This is a genomic window from Oceanisphaera arctica (genome assembly GCF_002936955.1).
GTDB classification, from domain to species: domain Bacteria; phylum Pseudomonadota; class Gammaproteobacteria; order Enterobacterales; family Aeromonadaceae; genus Oceanimonas; species Oceanimonas arctica.
Map to the genome: position 1 here is coordinate 1 of NZ_MPZM01000011.1, position 15,151 is coordinate 15,151.

The 15,151-nt window shown below is 48.6% G+C and carries 11 protein-coding genes and 2 pseudogenes; 2 read left to right on the plus strand and 11 right to left on the minus strand.

Annotated features, from left to right (window positions below; translation table 11 throughout):
- Window positions 1-245 precede the first annotated feature (245 nt).
- Window positions 246-983, plus strand: coding sequence for a PRC-barrel domain-containing protein (locus UN63_RS06940; RefSeq protein WP_104486051.1), 738 nt, complete (start codon window positions 246-248; stop codon window positions 981-983).
- Between the two features lie 426 nt (window positions 984-1,409).
- Here the strand turns inward: UN63_RS06940 and UN63_RS06945 are convergent, their stop codons facing one another.
- From UN63_RS06945 to UN63_RS06980, 9 genes and pseudogenes are all read right to left on the minus strand, one after another.
- Complete coding sequence (locus tag UN63_RS06945; RefSeq protein ID WP_104486052.1) at window positions 1,410-1,964, minus strand: hypothetical protein; 555 nt, start codon at window positions 1,962-1,964, stop codon at window positions 1,410-1,412.
- Between the two features lie 195 nt (window positions 1,965-2,159).
- A complete protein-coding gene (locus tag UN63_RS06950; RefSeq protein WP_104486053.1) occupies window positions 2,160-3,380 on the minus strand; it encodes a class I SAM-dependent methyltransferase in 1,221 nt (406 codons plus the stop codon).
- Window positions 3,381-4,060: 680 nt separating this feature from the next.
- Window positions 4,061-5,099: pseudogene (locus UN63_RS06955) on the minus strand (IS5 family transposase).
- 97 nt (window positions 5,100-5,196) lie between these two features.
- Window positions 5,197-6,447 carry a Glu/Leu/Phe/Val family dehydrogenase gene (locus UN63_RS06960; RefSeq protein ID WP_104486054.1) on the minus strand — a complete coding sequence of 417 codons (1,251 nt, stop codon included), beginning with the start codon at window positions 6,445-6,447 and terminating at the stop codon, window positions 5,197-5,199.
- A gap of 12 nt (window positions 6,448-6,459) precedes the next feature.
- Window positions 6,460-7,220 (minus strand): annotated as a pseudogene (locus UN63_RS17460) (aldehyde dehydrogenase family protein).
- Window positions 7,142-7,336 (minus strand): IS66 family insertion sequence element accessory protein TnpB, encoded by a 195-nt coding sequence (tnpB, locus tag UN63_RS16940; RefSeq protein WP_146084723.1) that lies wholly within the window; start codon window positions 7,334-7,336, stop codon window positions 7,142-7,144. Before tnpB ends, UN63_RS17460 begins: the two are co-directional and overlap by 79 nt.
- Complete coding sequence (tnpA, locus tag UN63_RS06970) at window positions 7,333-7,641, minus strand: IS66 family insertion sequence element accessory protein TnpA (protein WP_104486055.1); 309 nt, start codon at window positions 7,639-7,641, stop codon at window positions 7,333-7,335. The genes tnpB and tnpA overlap by 4 nt, the downstream gene beginning before the upstream one ends.
- A 1,091-nt stretch (window positions 7,642-8,732) precedes the next feature.
- The gene (locus UN63_RS06975; RefSeq protein ID WP_104486056.1) at window positions 8,733-9,185 is read right to left on the minus strand and encodes a DUF302 domain-containing protein; all 453 of its coding nucleotides are present in this window, start codon (window positions 9,183-9,185) and stop codon (window positions 8,733-8,735) included.
- A gap of 1,215 nt (window positions 9,186-10,400) precedes the next feature.
- A complete protein-coding gene (locus UN63_RS06980) occupies window positions 10,401-11,693 on the minus strand; it encodes a site-specific DNA-methyltransferase (protein WP_104486057.1) in 1,293 nt (430 codons plus the stop codon).
- A 65-nt stretch (window positions 11,694-11,758) separates the two neighbouring features.
- Between UN63_RS06980 and UN63_RS06985 the strand changes: the two genes are divergently transcribed.
- A complete protein-coding gene (locus UN63_RS06985) occupies window positions 11,759-13,381 on the plus strand; it encodes a hypothetical protein (protein ID WP_104486058.1) in 1,623 nt (540 codons plus the stop codon).
- A gap of 188 nt (window positions 13,382-13,569) precedes the next feature.
- Here the strand turns inward: UN63_RS06985 and UN63_RS06990 are convergent, their stop codons facing one another.
- Window positions 13,570-13,899 (minus strand): HigA family addiction module antitoxin, encoded by a 330-nt coding sequence (locus tag UN63_RS06990; protein WP_104486116.1) that lies wholly within the window; start codon window positions 13,897-13,899, stop codon window positions 13,570-13,572.
- A 38-nt stretch (window positions 13,900-13,937) separates the two neighbouring features.
- Window positions 13,938-14,225 carry a type II toxin-antitoxin system RelE/ParE family toxin gene (locus tag UN63_RS17465; RefSeq protein WP_104486059.1) on the minus strand — a complete coding sequence of 96 codons (288 nt, stop codon included), beginning with the start codon at window positions 14,223-14,225 and terminating at the stop codon, window positions 13,938-13,940.
- Between the last annotated feature and the right edge of the window lie 926 nt (window positions 14,226-15,151).

Sequence of the window (15,151 nt, forward strand, 5' to 3'; positions counted from 1 at the left end):
CAGCACGACCAGCGCTGCATGCTGGAGGCTCGTCTCGAAGGCCGGCAGCCGGTGGCGGTGACGGACCACGCCGCGACGCTGGAGCAGGCGGTCCAGGGCGCCGCGCAAAAGCTGGCGCGTCTGCTGGACAGCACGTTCGGGCGGATGCACGACCATCGCTAGAAGACGTCCGGCCTGCCCTTGTCCTATTTGCGCGGCAATGATTTGTTGTCTGCGTTTTCTTTTATCTGAAGAGTAAATACATCATGTTACATACGCTGAAAGATTTAGAAGGCTTTGCCATTCATGCCGCTGATGGCGATATTGGAGCAACCAAAGAATTTTATTTTGACGACAAGCAGTGGGTGATTCGTTATTTGGTGGTTGAAACGGGCCATTGGCTGGCCAGCAAAAAAGTATTGCTTTCACCAATCTCAATAAAAAATGTAAATCTCGAAGGTAAGACACTCACCGTCTCTATCTCCAGAGAACAGGTAAAAAACAGCCCCGACATTGACACCCAAAAGTCAGTTTCGCGGCAGCATGAAGTGGATTACCTCGGATATTACGGTTATCCACCTTATTGGGGTAATACTGGCCTCTGGGGTGGTTATTCTAGCCCGTATATGATTGCGCCGGGCTACTCTAGTGTGGCTCCACAGCCAGATGAAGGTATTGATATGTTTGCAGACGCGGATGCTATCCGACACCGCAATCAAGACCGTCATCTCCGTAGTAGTCTTGCCGTGATGGGTTATCACCTTGAGGCAACGGACGGTGACCTGGGCCACTTGCAAGGCATGTTGATAGACACCGACACCTGGGCTATTCGTTATTTGATTATTAACACCAGTAATTGGTGGCTGGGTCATCAGGTTTTGATCGCACCGAACTCGATTAAAGAGGTGAGTTGGGGTACCTCTAAAATTTATGTTGATATGACACAGCAACAAGTGAAAGGTGCTCCACTTTTTGACCCCGCCATCCCGTTCAATGACGAATAGGCGCTGAAGAAGATGGCATGATTGGTTATCTATAAGAGCAGGAGTTGTCTAATCGTCATTCGAATCCACAATCCAGGAAGAAATCTATAGCCTGCATGAACATCATTTCCCGATGCCGGAGCCTCTAGCAGCCTGTCGGACTTACCACTGATCTACTGCGGAAAAGCCGACTTTGGTCATTTTTCGTCCTCTTTTTTGTTAAATAGAACCACTATTTTCCTCAAAAGAGCTCAAAAACTGCCTCAAATCGGACTTTCCCTCACTACGACCGGCCAAGTCCGACAGGCTGCTAGTGAGGCGGCAGGTGTTGAGTCATGCATGCGCCTCAGGAGGAAATATGCAAAAGCTGGCCTTATTACTGATCGCCCCCGGCGCGCCTTTGTCGGACGTTCTGACGCTGCTGGCCTGGATTCGACTAGCTCTCCATTACTTCACTGATTGAACAGCCAACTTGACCTGGCTGATGCTCTGCTCGGTCGGAGCGCCACTGACGCGGGCGATGATCTGCCCTTCGGAATCCAGAACAATCACGTAAGCACTCGCGCTTCCCGTCGGAATATTGAGCGCCGTTTCAAGGCTCGTTTCATCGAGGATCCAGGTCTGGTCGTAGTAGCGAGCCGGAATCTTTTCCTTGGCGCGCCCTATGGCGTCGGCCTCGCTCATGAAGAACGGCAGATCGACAGCCAGCACGTCGCGGATGCGGATTGACTTCGGATCCAGGTTCTCCCGCAGCGCATTGGCCCACTTTCGCGTGTCTCCGGCAGCAGCTTTGCTGGGTGTGATGATCAGGATCATCGGCTGGCCGATGAGCTTGGCGTCGGTGATCTTCTCACCGCTCAGCGCGGTTGCCTCGAACGAAGGAATTGGACTGTTCGGAGCCGCACCCACCCAGGATGCGGTGAACAGGGCGCAAGCCGCGGCAACGACGAAGTAGGTACAAATATGACCTACAAACACCCAACGATCTTCCATCTCAGCCATGGCTTAATTTCCTCATAGGCATTCCAGCCTAAGTGCCACGAGCACACCAGCGCGATAAAGGTCGCGAATCCTTGGCGCATGTTTGACAACTTACGGTATATTCAGGAATATGCGCAGCACTGCGCGGTTCATATTTCAATGCAAATCACTACCATAATCGGATCAGCATTCAGTGCGATTTAACAGGGTCACCCATTAGCGCTGCTTCGTCCCCATATCCATATGCTCACCAGAAGCGTCGCTGCTGCTTACGCTGACATTTGGAAGCTCCAGAACCACCCGGTACGCATCCATTTCACGGCTGAGAAAGGCCTGGGCCGAGCCCCATAGATACAATCGAAAACGACGATAAAGCATCTCGCCCCAACGGCTGACTATTTCATCGCGAGCGTCCTCCAGACGCTCCGCCCAGATCTTGCACGTGAGGAAGTAGTTATGCCGGTCGTTATACACCCCCAACACATCCAGTTCGCTCCTGGCCACTTCTGCCAGGAAAGCGTGCAGGCAGAAATAAGCATGGTCGCCCGGAAAGATATAGCGGGATACGAAGGTAGGCTTGGAATACTTTTCCCGATATGCGCTGGCATCAAGGTACACGCGCCCCCCTGGTTTCAGCAAGCGTTGAAGATGCCGTAGAACGGCCGGATAGTCGGGCAGGTGTTCCATCACCCCAAGGATTACGATGGCATCGTAAGGGGCCGGCGATGTGTGTTCCCAAAAGTCTTGATTCAGCACCTTGCATGGGAGTTGCAGCCGCTCGATCAAGTCTGCCAGAAAAGCTTCGGACTGTTCTGAAATAGTCAGCGATGTGACGTGAATTCCGCGTCGTCCTGCATGCTCGGTGAAACTGCCCCAGCCGCCACCGACATCCAGGACGCGATCTCCCGGCTTCAACCGGCAGGCTTCGATGGCAAAATCGAGCTTGCGGTGCTGGGCTGTTTCCAGTGACTCGTCGTCGTGCTCGAATACCGCTTGCGAATAGCAGCGGCTAGGGTCCAGGAATTTGAGATAGAACTCGTTGCTGAAATCATAGTGACCGGCAATCGCCCGCCGGTCGGTCTGCTCCCGACCTACGAACAGTGGCGCAATCCGCAACCACAGAGCGTGCAGCGGATGATGGTCGCGCAACAGCCCGCGCAGACTGGCGAATCCCAGCATATCGCCCGCGACATCCAGGTTACCTGCCATGTAAGCTTCGCAAATTCTCACCTCATCCAGGTCTCTGAGGGCAGCCAGCCCGTGACGATTCTTGACCAGGATCTGGATTACGGGCTCGCCTTTGCCTAAACGATAGCTGTGGCCACCCCACAACTGGATTTCGACGGGTAGTTTTATCTTGTCGGCTACCCGCTTTTGAATCAGCCTGAATATTCTGTCATACGGCTCTGTCAATGCAGCATCAACAAATTGTCCCATCAATTGTACCTCCCCAAAGAATCAGCATTTCATCCACGCCTTCATGCCTGGTTTACTTTCGTCAGCGCGTCGCTTCGTGCCAGGATTTTGCGAAAGATTGCGCCCCCTCGCGCTGAACGGCACGTCTGCAGCCGGGAACACACTGAGAAGAATATCCGCCCCGACAGGACATATCTGTGCGTTACCGTACACAGACGGATGGTACGGGCACATCGATGCCGAGAAGGCCCGTATGGTGCAATAAATCGAACGGGTACGGTATTGCCCTTCCCGAAAACTCATACGCTCGGCTGGTGTTTGCAGTTCTGAGGTAATCCTTGAACTCACGTTGCACGTAGCCCGGCAATTCCCTGCCCTGCACCGCCAAATGGGCGTGAATGCCGAGTAGTGTTACTCAACGATCAGGTAGAGAAGGGTCTGCTCGGGCCGGTGACGCTGGTAACTGCCAGCCGGCCACTCCCCCTCGACACTCCTTGCCGCAGCGGTGAAAGGCATGATCCGCGTCCTTACGATACTGGGCACCTCGATTAACCGATATTTTTCGCTACATTTAGCAACAGCCGTACGACGACGACAAAAACAGGGTAATTTCCCCGGCAAGTGAAGGTTCATGTCACCATTTAATGCCTATCCGTAGATCGAATCACCCCTATTGGGCGCCATTCGACCCACAGCGGCCATCAGAAGGCCTCGATTCCGGCTCGGCGTAAATACACCAACCGCTTCAGATTGTAGCAGGTCGCCATCATCGTCATTTTTACGTTCGCCCGAGCCTGGCCGATGGTGCGTATCAGCATGCCTCCCATCTGTTCGATGGCCCCGAACACATGCTCCACCCGAGCACGGATCTTGGCGATGCGGTGGTTGCGGCGTTTTTAGCAGTCGGACAGTGGGCGGTTACGCGCCCCTTTGCGCTGAATTTCAGGGCGATTGCCACGCTGCCTGAGATCCGCTTCCCGCGCCTGGCTGGCATAGCCTCGATCGGCGTAGACATTCTGGCTGGTGTTATAGGGATCAAGTACCTGCTCGAAGTGGCGGCTGTCATGCACCGAGGCGGTGCTGGTCTCAATGGCGCGGATCACCTTATAACGCTTGTTCACGTTGATCTACAGCTTGTAGCCGAAGTGACTCTTGCCATGCTTCTTGGTCCAGGTGGCATCCAGGTCCTTCTGGCGGCGCTGGGCCGGTTTCCAGTCGGCGGGCGTGGCCTGCTGCTCGATGATGTATTTTTCATGGCGGCGGATATGCTGCTTGGGCGCAGGCACCAGGGTCGCATCAATGATCTGACCGCCGCGCGCAATATAGCCCGGCGCATCAGCTGATCCGCCACACCGTCAAACAGGGCTCTGGCGCCCGCTTCACCGATCCGGTTCTCAAACGTCCGGATCGTGGTGCGGTCCGGAATATTACTGACCTGCGTGAGTCCGCAAAAGCGCTGGTAACTCATGCGGTCCAGCAGTTGGTATTCCATCTGCTCGTCGGACTGGTTGTAAAGCCGCTGAGCACCATAATCCGCACCATCGTTTCCGTCGGGAAGGGAGGCCGGCCACCCTGCGAGCTAACCGGACGCGGCGCAACTCGATCAACGGCTGCCGCCAGGGCAGAAAAGTCGATGTGCAGATTGATCTCCGCCAGCGGATCGCCCAGGCGGTCGATCTTCTCCCGGTGCTGATCGGCGGCAAACAAATCGGTCTTGAGGGCGCTGCGTAGCTTCTTCATCGGTGTCAGTCCGTGGCTGTATCAGACGCTGTGAATTTTACCCAAGGGTACAGCTGGTCGGCGAGGTTTTTCGAGGTGCCCATTAGTACATAGCCATCTAAAAGCCCCGCATCTCAATCGCTTCTTTGACCCGTTCTACAGCTATCAAATAAGCCGCTTCACGATACGTATTCGATTCCTTTTGCTTCCGTTCCAGTACGGCATCCCATGCCCGCCTCAGCGTTGCTTCCAGTTCATGGTTCACGCGTTCCTCATCCCACCGGTATCTCTGCCGGTTTTGCACCCATTCGAGGTAGGAAACAATGACACCACCTGCGTTGGCAAGGATGTCGGGGATCACGGGAATCCCGCTGTCCGCCAGTATATTCGTGGCCTTGCAGGTGATCGGCACATTGGCAGCTTCAACGATCATCCGCGCGTTTACATCCTTGGCGTTCTCGTCCGTAATGGCGTTTTCCATGGCAGCAGGTATCAGGATATCAACGTCGAGCGAGAGCAATGCCTCGTTATCGAGCTTTTGGCCATCGACCTTCAAGTCGTAGAGCGACGTTCGACGATCCGTCTTTTCGGCCGCCTCGAAAAGCGATGCAGTGTTCAGTCCATCTTCGTTATATAACCCACCTTTGGAATCACTCACCGCTACGATGGTAGCGCCGTAGTCGGATAGAAACTTTGCCGCGAAACGGCCTACATTCCCGAAGCCCTGTATCGCCACAGTGGCACCTTCCAATTCAATGCCCTCCATATCAGCAGCCCATGACGTAACCAGGGCAACCCCTCTCCCCGTCGCCGCCGTTCTGCCCTGGGACCCACCGAGCTGAATGGGCTTGGCCGTTACGACCGCGGGTTCAAGCCCGTGTACGAGGCTATAGGCATCGTAGATCCAAGCCATGGTCTTTGGATTCGTCCCTACGTCCGGTGCCAGAATATCCACATCAGGGCCGATTACGCATTCAAGTCGTTGCGTAAGCTTCTTGGTCAGTAATTCAAGTTCGCGATCGGATAGCTGGCGGGGATCGCAATTGATTCCGCCCTTGGCGCCGCCAAAGGGAATGTCTACCAGCGCCGTTTTCCACGTCATGAGCTGGGCGAGTCCTTCGAAATGTTCACGATTGACGTCGGGATGGTACCGCAACCCTCCTTTGAAAGGCCCGCGACTGTGGTCGTGCTGTATCCGATAGCCACTGAAAACCCGCAGGCTACCGTCACCCAGCGTGATAGGGATCTCAAAACTGATTTCCCGGTGGGGTGAGCGAATCAGATGCTGCATCTGCTCATCAATTGCAAGCACATCAAAGGCGCCCTGGAGAAAGGATTCACTGCATATTTTGGGTGTCGATTTGCTCATGGTATCTAGTCCTTAACGTTGAGTCCTGTCGGGCTGAGTGGAAACATACAGGGTCTTGATGTTGACAAATTCCTTGATGCCATAGGAGGATAGCTCACGACCAAATCCGCTCTGCTTGATTCCCCCAAAGGGTAAACGCGGATCGGATTTAACGAACTCGTTGATGAAACAACAGCCGGCCTGCAACTCATGCTCCGCGATTTGCTTACCCCGCTGTATGTCGCGAGTAAACACCGTAGCACCCAATCCAAAGGATGTATCGTTGGCCACCGCCAGCGCCTCCTTTTCATCGGCCACAGAGATGACGGCAGCGACCGGGCCAAAAACTCCTCCTCGTAGGCCGGCATCCCCGGCGCGATGTCCGTTAGAACGGTTGGAGGGTAGTAGGCGCCCTTTCCATCAGGTATCGCTCCACCCAGCAGACACCGGACACCTTTTTCGATGCTGGCTTCGACTTGCGCATGCAGCGCATCTCTCAAATCTACCCGTGCCTGCGGTCCGATATCCGTCGAATCGTCCCTCGGGCCGCCCACCTTGGCGCTCTTCATGTTCTCGACGACCTTCGCTTCGAACACATCGCGGTTCTTCTTGGTAACGATGAACCGCTTCGCAGCGATGCAGCTCTGCCCACCGTTGTTCAGCCTGCTCTTTACACAGGTCTTTGCCGCATGATCGACGTCGGCATCATCCAGGATTACATAGGGATAGCTACCGCCCAGCTCCAGAACAGGATCTTCAGCTTGTTCCGCTGACGATTGCAGAAGATAAACCAAGCCTCGCTCAGCGGGTTGAGTTCGAGCACATCGCTGACGAGCAATGCCAGGCCATCGATTGATTTGCCCATCTCGGTCGCGCCGGCCACCAGGTAGATGTCGCCGCGTGGGATCATCGCAAGGCAGCCACGAGGCGTTGCAGGGTATCGGGTTCCAGCGCGGCCGAAAATGCCAACTGGCAGCCGTTGGGCAGGGTCAAGGTCAGGTGATGAGCCTGGTTATGTGGTCCTGGTTCAGACACCACCACCGGATGGATAGTGTGATACCGAAATGTCTCAGGCGCCTTGAGTTTAGTGGCCCAATAGTAAAAGGTTGACGGACGGATACCTTGGCGCTGGCAGAATGCGGCCTTGCTGAGGCCACTATCTGCCTGGGCTTGCAACTGGGCTTGCCAGTACTGACGTTTTTGCTGTGGGGTCATTGTCATTCCTCTTGTTGAGAGGAATAGCGTGCCGCAACGACGTTAGCGCGAGAAGATGGGGTTAATTAGCCGCTTACCTCTTTACCCGGAGATAGCTTCATGGTGACACCCAAGGGTAATGCATCATAGTTCAAAAAACGTACAGATTAATAGGGTGGCATTAGACCAAACAATAATGTGACTCATTCGAGGCTTTATGGTTTGATAAATCCTATGTATTGTTGATTGATTTATGAGCGATAGGCAGCTCAAAACAAGTCAAGCTTGTTCATAAAATGATCATGCGTCGGCCCTGTGGTAACACCCTGTTACGCACCCAAGATAAGGCCCCGTAATGAAAAAACGATACTGGCTGCTGGATATGAATCGCTATCTTAATTTATAAACGCTGACCGGGCGTTGCTTTCCCCGAGGGCTTGGGCTAGGGTATTGATACTGCTTTTTTATATATTTTTTAGTTACTTGGAATCTTCACTACTTACATAAGCACACACTCTCAGAGGGTTTTATGTATAAGTATCAGATCAATTTTCCGAGCCCAGCCCCCTTCTGCCCGGTTTAAGCCGGATGCTGTTTAGCATCCGGCCTGAATTCTGCGGCCGAGAATCACGGCCTGCCCCATCTTTATTTGGTATTGCCTGACCAGCACATCATAAGGAGATGCAGCCTTGAAGTATTCAGCCTGCCGTGCCCCCCTTTAAATGGGTGTAGCTCGAGTCTATTCAACTTGAGCTTATGAAAAAGTCTATTTTACAGGCCAGCGAGAAAAGAAAGCGGCGCTTTTCCGGCGGCCCGTCATCAAGGAGCTTGATCATGAGTAAGGAAAAAATAAAAAAGAAAGCGGAAAAGTCCCTGAAAGAAAAGCGTCAGGAGAAGCGCGACAAGCGCAAGAACCAGGAATAATCCCGAAGTTGGCCGAAAGGCCAACCGGTTTGCAGGCACAGGAGCCAGTGTCTGCGAGCCGACGTAGTAAAATGAGTAAGTAAAGTCGTATGGATAGCAAGCACGATCCAGTTGGGCGCCTCTCGGCGCCCTTTTTATCGGCGTCCGTCTTTGGCTACAGGTAAAAACTGTCGGTAAAAAATACAGCCTTATTCTTTTGCGGCCGAGGTTGCCATGCCGGCCAGCGCCTGCTCTATTTTCGATATCACCTCTTCGCAGCCGGTAATATCGTGTCTTTTCGCTAGATATCCCGGCTCGTTATAAGATATCCAGACCTTGTTTTCTTCATCTTGCCAGATCAGGGCTTTTTGCGGCAGGTCGATAGCCACACTTTGCCGGCACTTCATCAGCGGGCTGCCTACCTTGGGATTCCCGAACACGAGCAGCTCGGTATCTCGCAGCTCGACGCCGACGTTACCGGCACCCTGTGCGTGATCTATTCGATTGAATACCGTCATCCCTTTCTCTTTCAGGATGTGTTCCATTCGATCTGCCGTTTCCTTCACGGTAAACGTACTTTCGATATCCACCATGCCATCCGCTGCCTGGGCCGACACAGCAATAGTAACGGCGAAGAACAGGCTGAAAATTGATGTTTTCATGATCCTTCCTTTGATGAGTGGGACCGTTTCACGATGACATCACCGGGAAGAAACTAACAGCCGAAAGTAGATCTTATACCAAACAGATTAAAGAACTGATCTATTTGGTTGCTCTGCAAAGGTCGGACAAATGGCCCGCTCCGCCGACACGCCGTGAATACCTCCATGTAGGCTCCGCCGCGCCATCCTTGGCGCGGAGGGTCGGCGGAGCAGCTCCCTTTATCCTCCCTGATGCCAGGGAGTTGCCTGTTGGCATCGTCTACAAACAACTCGGTACTTGAGAAGAGGCAACAGAGATCGACTACCACGACCGTGAAATGCCATGGCCGAAAAATGCTCCTGCCGTTCCGGCATTCCCGCCCTCCCTGCCGGTCAGACGGCATTTCCCGAGCCCTCAGGGCGCGAGCTTGTCTCGCCGTGACGAACGGTTGCAGCCTGACCGAACATCCAGTGAATGCTCGAAGTAGGCTGCATGGTGAGTGTCATTTACCAGTGGCGTGTCGTGGGAGGCGGCTGTGTTGCCTCTGAGCTCGGGTTTAAAAATGATCAGATGTTTATTCAAATTGGTATTAGCCGACAACGGCAAACAAAAAGGGGCGCAAGCGCCCCTTTTCTCATCGTGCCTTACGCCAGATGGCGGTCAGCTCATTCCCACTCTATTGTAAACAAGAAAAACAAACATGTATATTTCAGTGACTTAATAGAGGGACATACTGTAATACCATAATATATACCATTGCCAAAATTATTTGCTACTGATACCTAATTTTTTGTGTTTTCAGTCAAATCTGTACGATAACTGACGATTTGAGCATGCCCCCGTAGAGCGTGCGGCTCGTATGCATAAGTAAGGCCGCATAACAGATGTGGATGTATAACTCTCAGGAATCAGCGCTGCTGGGCCATATGCACGAGTGCTTCCACATCAGTTACGCATGGTTACTTATGAGCTATATCCGTTCAAACGTTTAACCGACAATGTTGAATTCTATACTGGACAATGTGCCACGCTCTCCCAAAGCTTGGAAGTAATGAATAAATGATCGGCTTAGATAGTTAAATATGCAATATCAGTATATTAATGTAAATCGCATAACTGAAAACCATTGCCCTTCATAATAACGCATCCTCCTCAATTCTAGTCACTAATAATGTGAATATAATAAGTGGTTAAATATATCTACCCATAATTATATTTCATAAAAACATACGTTACTAAAGCGTATAGTTTTTAGAAAAAGAATTATTAACTGTGAAGACGAAGGACTCTTGTGCCAGCTTAATTAATCTTAGTCTTTCTATTGTTATATCCGAAATTGCGTTAAAACCAGATTTACGTGCTATATGATCTAGTGGGATCTGACTATCAGTCTCCATCAAAATACATTTTCTAGTGCATCCATATTCACTATTAAGCTCAGATATAGCTTGAGCTGTTGTCCCTGAGCCTGCAAAAAAATCAAGAACAAGTGCGTCTGTTGAAGAACATATATCAATTATTTTTTTAATAAATTCTAATGGCTTAGGTGTATCAAAAATCTTAGAGCCAAACAGCTTATTAATTTCGTTTGTTCCTCGTTCAGTATAAAATTCAGGCTCCGTCCAGAGGGTTCTTACTTTGGTCCTTTTTTCAGTAATGCCATCTCCAGCATAATTTTTAACATAAATCACACCATTCTTACTAGCATACAGCTGCCAAACCCGCTCTTTAGCTGTACCAGATCCCCATAGCCAGCGTCTTTCTATACCTTTTGAATCTACTGGATAAGTAGTCTTCCAGTTATCAATAGGCTCTACGGACACTTGACCACTAGTGGGATTAAAATAAAGCGGATAGTACATATTTGGCCTATCGGTTCTCAGACTAGCATCACCTTTTTTACGAAACAAACCATCTACTCTATATTGACCAAATTCATCTTCTTTATCGTATTCAGACTCATCAAGCTGACCGCGTAAAGAAGCTTTTTTTGATTTTCCATAAATTAGTAAGTATTCATGATTTGAAGCAAGATGTTTTTTACTTCCTTTACCATTTTTAGATCTACACACAATAATATTTCCGATAAAATTATCTTCTCCGAAAATATTATCCATTAGAATTTTTAGATGAGCATATTCATAATCATCAATACTGATAGCAATGATACCTGTATCTTTAAGCATTTCCCTAGAGGTAACCAAACGCGGTAACATAAACTCCATCCATGATGCATGTGATCCAAACATACCGCCTTTATCAGACCTCCGATTATCATTGTAGAGAAATTTTGATCCGGTATTATATGGAGGATCGATATAACACATATCTACAATTTCTGGACTATTGAGTGCAAACCCCTTCAAATAGGGCAAATTATCGCCAACAAAAAGTGTCGTATCAGCACTAGACCAGCTTTTGCAAACATCTGGACTATCATCTCTGCCCTCAAGAAGAAGGTTATGCTGAGGCTCTAGCCCTAGCGCCCTCTCTAAACTGCTGATTTTTAAGTCTATTTTTGATAACATGTCAACCTCCCTTAATAAAAGTATTATACCCTCGTTTGAGCTCAATATTTACAAAAGGATAAAAAATGCGGCTTCGCAAAGAAATTCTTGACACTTCAGAACAACTAGAAGAGTTTGATCAATGGCTTACGGCCAAATTGGACAGGATCAAGGACAGTGATAAGTTTACTACAGAGATAAAATCTCTCTGTGACTTTATTAAATCTATTTCAAGTTATCTTGATGACTTTTCGGATTATGATGATTGTAGCGTTAATAAATTATGCGATGCAGTTATTAATGCGAGTGAAAAAATAATAGTTGGTGATTGTTTTTTCAAAGACGAACAGAGAATATCTGACTTTTATGAAGCCTTCTTTAATTTGCTGTTTTTAACTTCAGGCGCAACTGATAACAACTTAAAAAACCACTTCTTGATAAAGCTAAATGAAGATGATGTAAGATCACTTATACCAAGAAGAGGGACATCTAGAAAGAATATAACCTTTATCCTACAGGAAATCCCTTCAACTACAAAAGCTGATTACATTGCAAAAACTTTAGCGTCTTGTTTCGTAGGATCACATGAAACATATAAGCTCTCCATTAAAACTGAGCCTTTACTCGACTTAAGTGTCTACCTAAAAATATTACTAAGAGAGTATGCAAGCCTCATCCTTGATGACTATGAGGATACAATGCAATTCTGGGCAATCTGCCGTTCATATGTATATTTGAATGGCCTATCACCTGATTCATCTTTAGGGAAATACTTACTTAATTCCTGCACAATATTTAAAGTTAGGGGTAGTGTATCTGCTTCTGGCGGACATATACCAGAAAATACTCTGAGAGAAAAATTATCCAAAATCGGACTTCGTCCTAACTCTGACTTTAATACGAATGACGTAAACATCGGCGAGGAGGAGATTGTAGAAGATGGTAAAAGAAAAAAGAAAACTAGAGCCTATGACTTTATTCTTCCTTACAACATAGATAACTGGGCCCCTAAGCCTAAACTATTTATTCAGTCACAATTTTACGCTGGGGATTCGGGCAGCGTTTCACACAAGGTGATTGACCAAACGCAAAACTCTAGAGCCTTCACTCTTGAAAAGTACGAATCTGCAAGGTTTGTAGAGTATTTAGATGGAGCTGGTTATTACGCATCATTACGCGGAGATCTTACTCATATGTTATCGTTCGATAACACAGCTTCATTTTTTCAAGTGAAAAGTATTCTTGTTAGGTTAAGACGAGAATTACAGAGCATTTACTTTCTAACTCCTATTGAGCTCGAACATTCGATATTAATGAGTGAAGACGGACTAAATAAAAGTGTTTATAAAACACTTGAAGACGACGGGTATCCGACAACAGAGATAGCACGTGTTATTTCAGTTTGCATAGAGCTTGGGTATATAACAGAAGACGATGGGAAATTAAAAATATCCCCTGGACGTTATAACATTTCAAGGCGCCTCTTAATTTTAGATATAGCTGCAAACTATGCATCTAAAATAACTGACTCGCAGAGAAAGAGTCAGAAATATTTATTAGTACCTGGGTACGGTGCTAATTATGGAATTCTAGAATCGGAACTAACAACTCTGGCTTGTTCTATGTGTAAGCAGTTTAATATAACTGCACCCACATTCTCTAGTGACATAGAATGGCTCTTGGATGAAGGTGTATTTAAACGCCGCTAACTTTTGTCAATGACAAATTAATGCCTAGGGATAGTTATTCTAGCGTATGATATTGAAGAACTGACAGGTACTCATCTTATTTCTACACCTGTCAGATTATAAGAATGCAGTTTGCCAGATATAGATTAGTCAGCGTATATTCTTATCTTCTTGTTCATAAGCTAGGTGCCGGACATCCCAGATTTCTACTACCCCGCTATCGCACTTCCATCTTCTAGGTGCGGCGTTACTCGGCGTACGTTCTTCGCTTCTTGTTCATAGGCTCTGTGCCGAACGTCCCAGATTTCTACGGCATGCTGAATATTGAGCCAAAACTCTGGGGTATTGCCTAATGCTGCAGCTAGCTTGATGGCCATAGGTGCAGTTAGTGTGCCCTTGTCGTGCACGATGCGGCTCAAGGTGTTTCTATGCACGCCCATGGCGTCTGATAGTTCGCTTATTTCGATGTTCATGGGTTCCAGAAATTCTATCACCAGCATTTGTCCAACTGTTACTGGGCGACGTTTTGTATTTCTCATAATTTCATACCTCCAAACGTGCTCCAACACACGCTTAACTATCCTTTGTACGCATGCGGGTCTAAGTATGTCTCTTGGGCTACGCCGTCTTCCCAACGGAAAATCAGTCGATATTGCTTGTTCACTCGGATCGAACACCAACCTGCTAAATTGCCCTGTAAATGTTCAAACCGATTACCTGGCGGAATCCTCAAATCTGACTCCTGAGTGGCAGCGTCCAAGATCTGTAGCTTTCTAAAGAGCGCACTTTCGATAGTGCTGGGTATCTTTTTGTAACTCTGATCGTCTTCGTAAAAGGCTTCTAGCCATGTGTCTTTAAATTCAATCGCCCATAGTGCCTAATCACTTTTCATTTATTGTATGCACAACATCATTGTGCGTCAAGATTGATAAAAACAAGAGTCCTTCTGTAAACGCGGTAACTTATCCACGCGCGATCACCCCCTGCCCTTCGCCTTCAATCTACGCATAATCCGACCCCCTAGCTTCAATCTACGCATAATCGCCCCCCTAGCATTTAGGTTTTTGCCAAAGGAAAGAGATCACAGATCTCTAAAACGATTAAGACCTAAAAGCGTTTAAAGCGACGCCAAAAGGAAAAACTAACAGCCTTCTGGACATAGCGAAGACCCATCTATTTCTTGTTCGTCGCGGTAGCGACTGCCAGCCTCGCAGAGCAGGGGTACCGTTGAGAGCCTCCGGCGCGAATAAGGGAAAGTGAAGTTAGTTAATTGGCTCCGCCGATTAGCTAACTTCACCTATCCTGCCCGGTACGTTCACATTATTAACCGTGAAAAATATGAAGCACTTTGTGAAAAACACTGAATTATGCGTGAGATATGTAGTGTTAAAACGTGAAAATAAGGGATTACAACATGAAAACGCTGCATTACAACGTAAAACTCAACTTAAGCCCGTAACAGCTCCGTTATCTTCAGTTAGTTATACTCGGTAGGGCATCACGTTGTAGTAGCCGTTCAAAGCTTTGTTACAGCGACCTAGCCCCGTTTTGTATGTTGTAGTGTCATGTGTTCTAAAACCTATCCGTTTATCAAGCTTGAGAGCCTGTGAGGAGCCGTAGATAACCCGTAACGCGCACCAAAGAGCAAAGCCAAGAAAACATATAGCTTTGCTGCTCTGCAGCCTTGTATGTGCTTTTAAGGGCTTATAAAAATGAATTGTTTGTACGCCAGAGAAAAATGGAGCACTGATGAGACGGCAGGCGCTTTTGACCTGATATACCAACTCTACC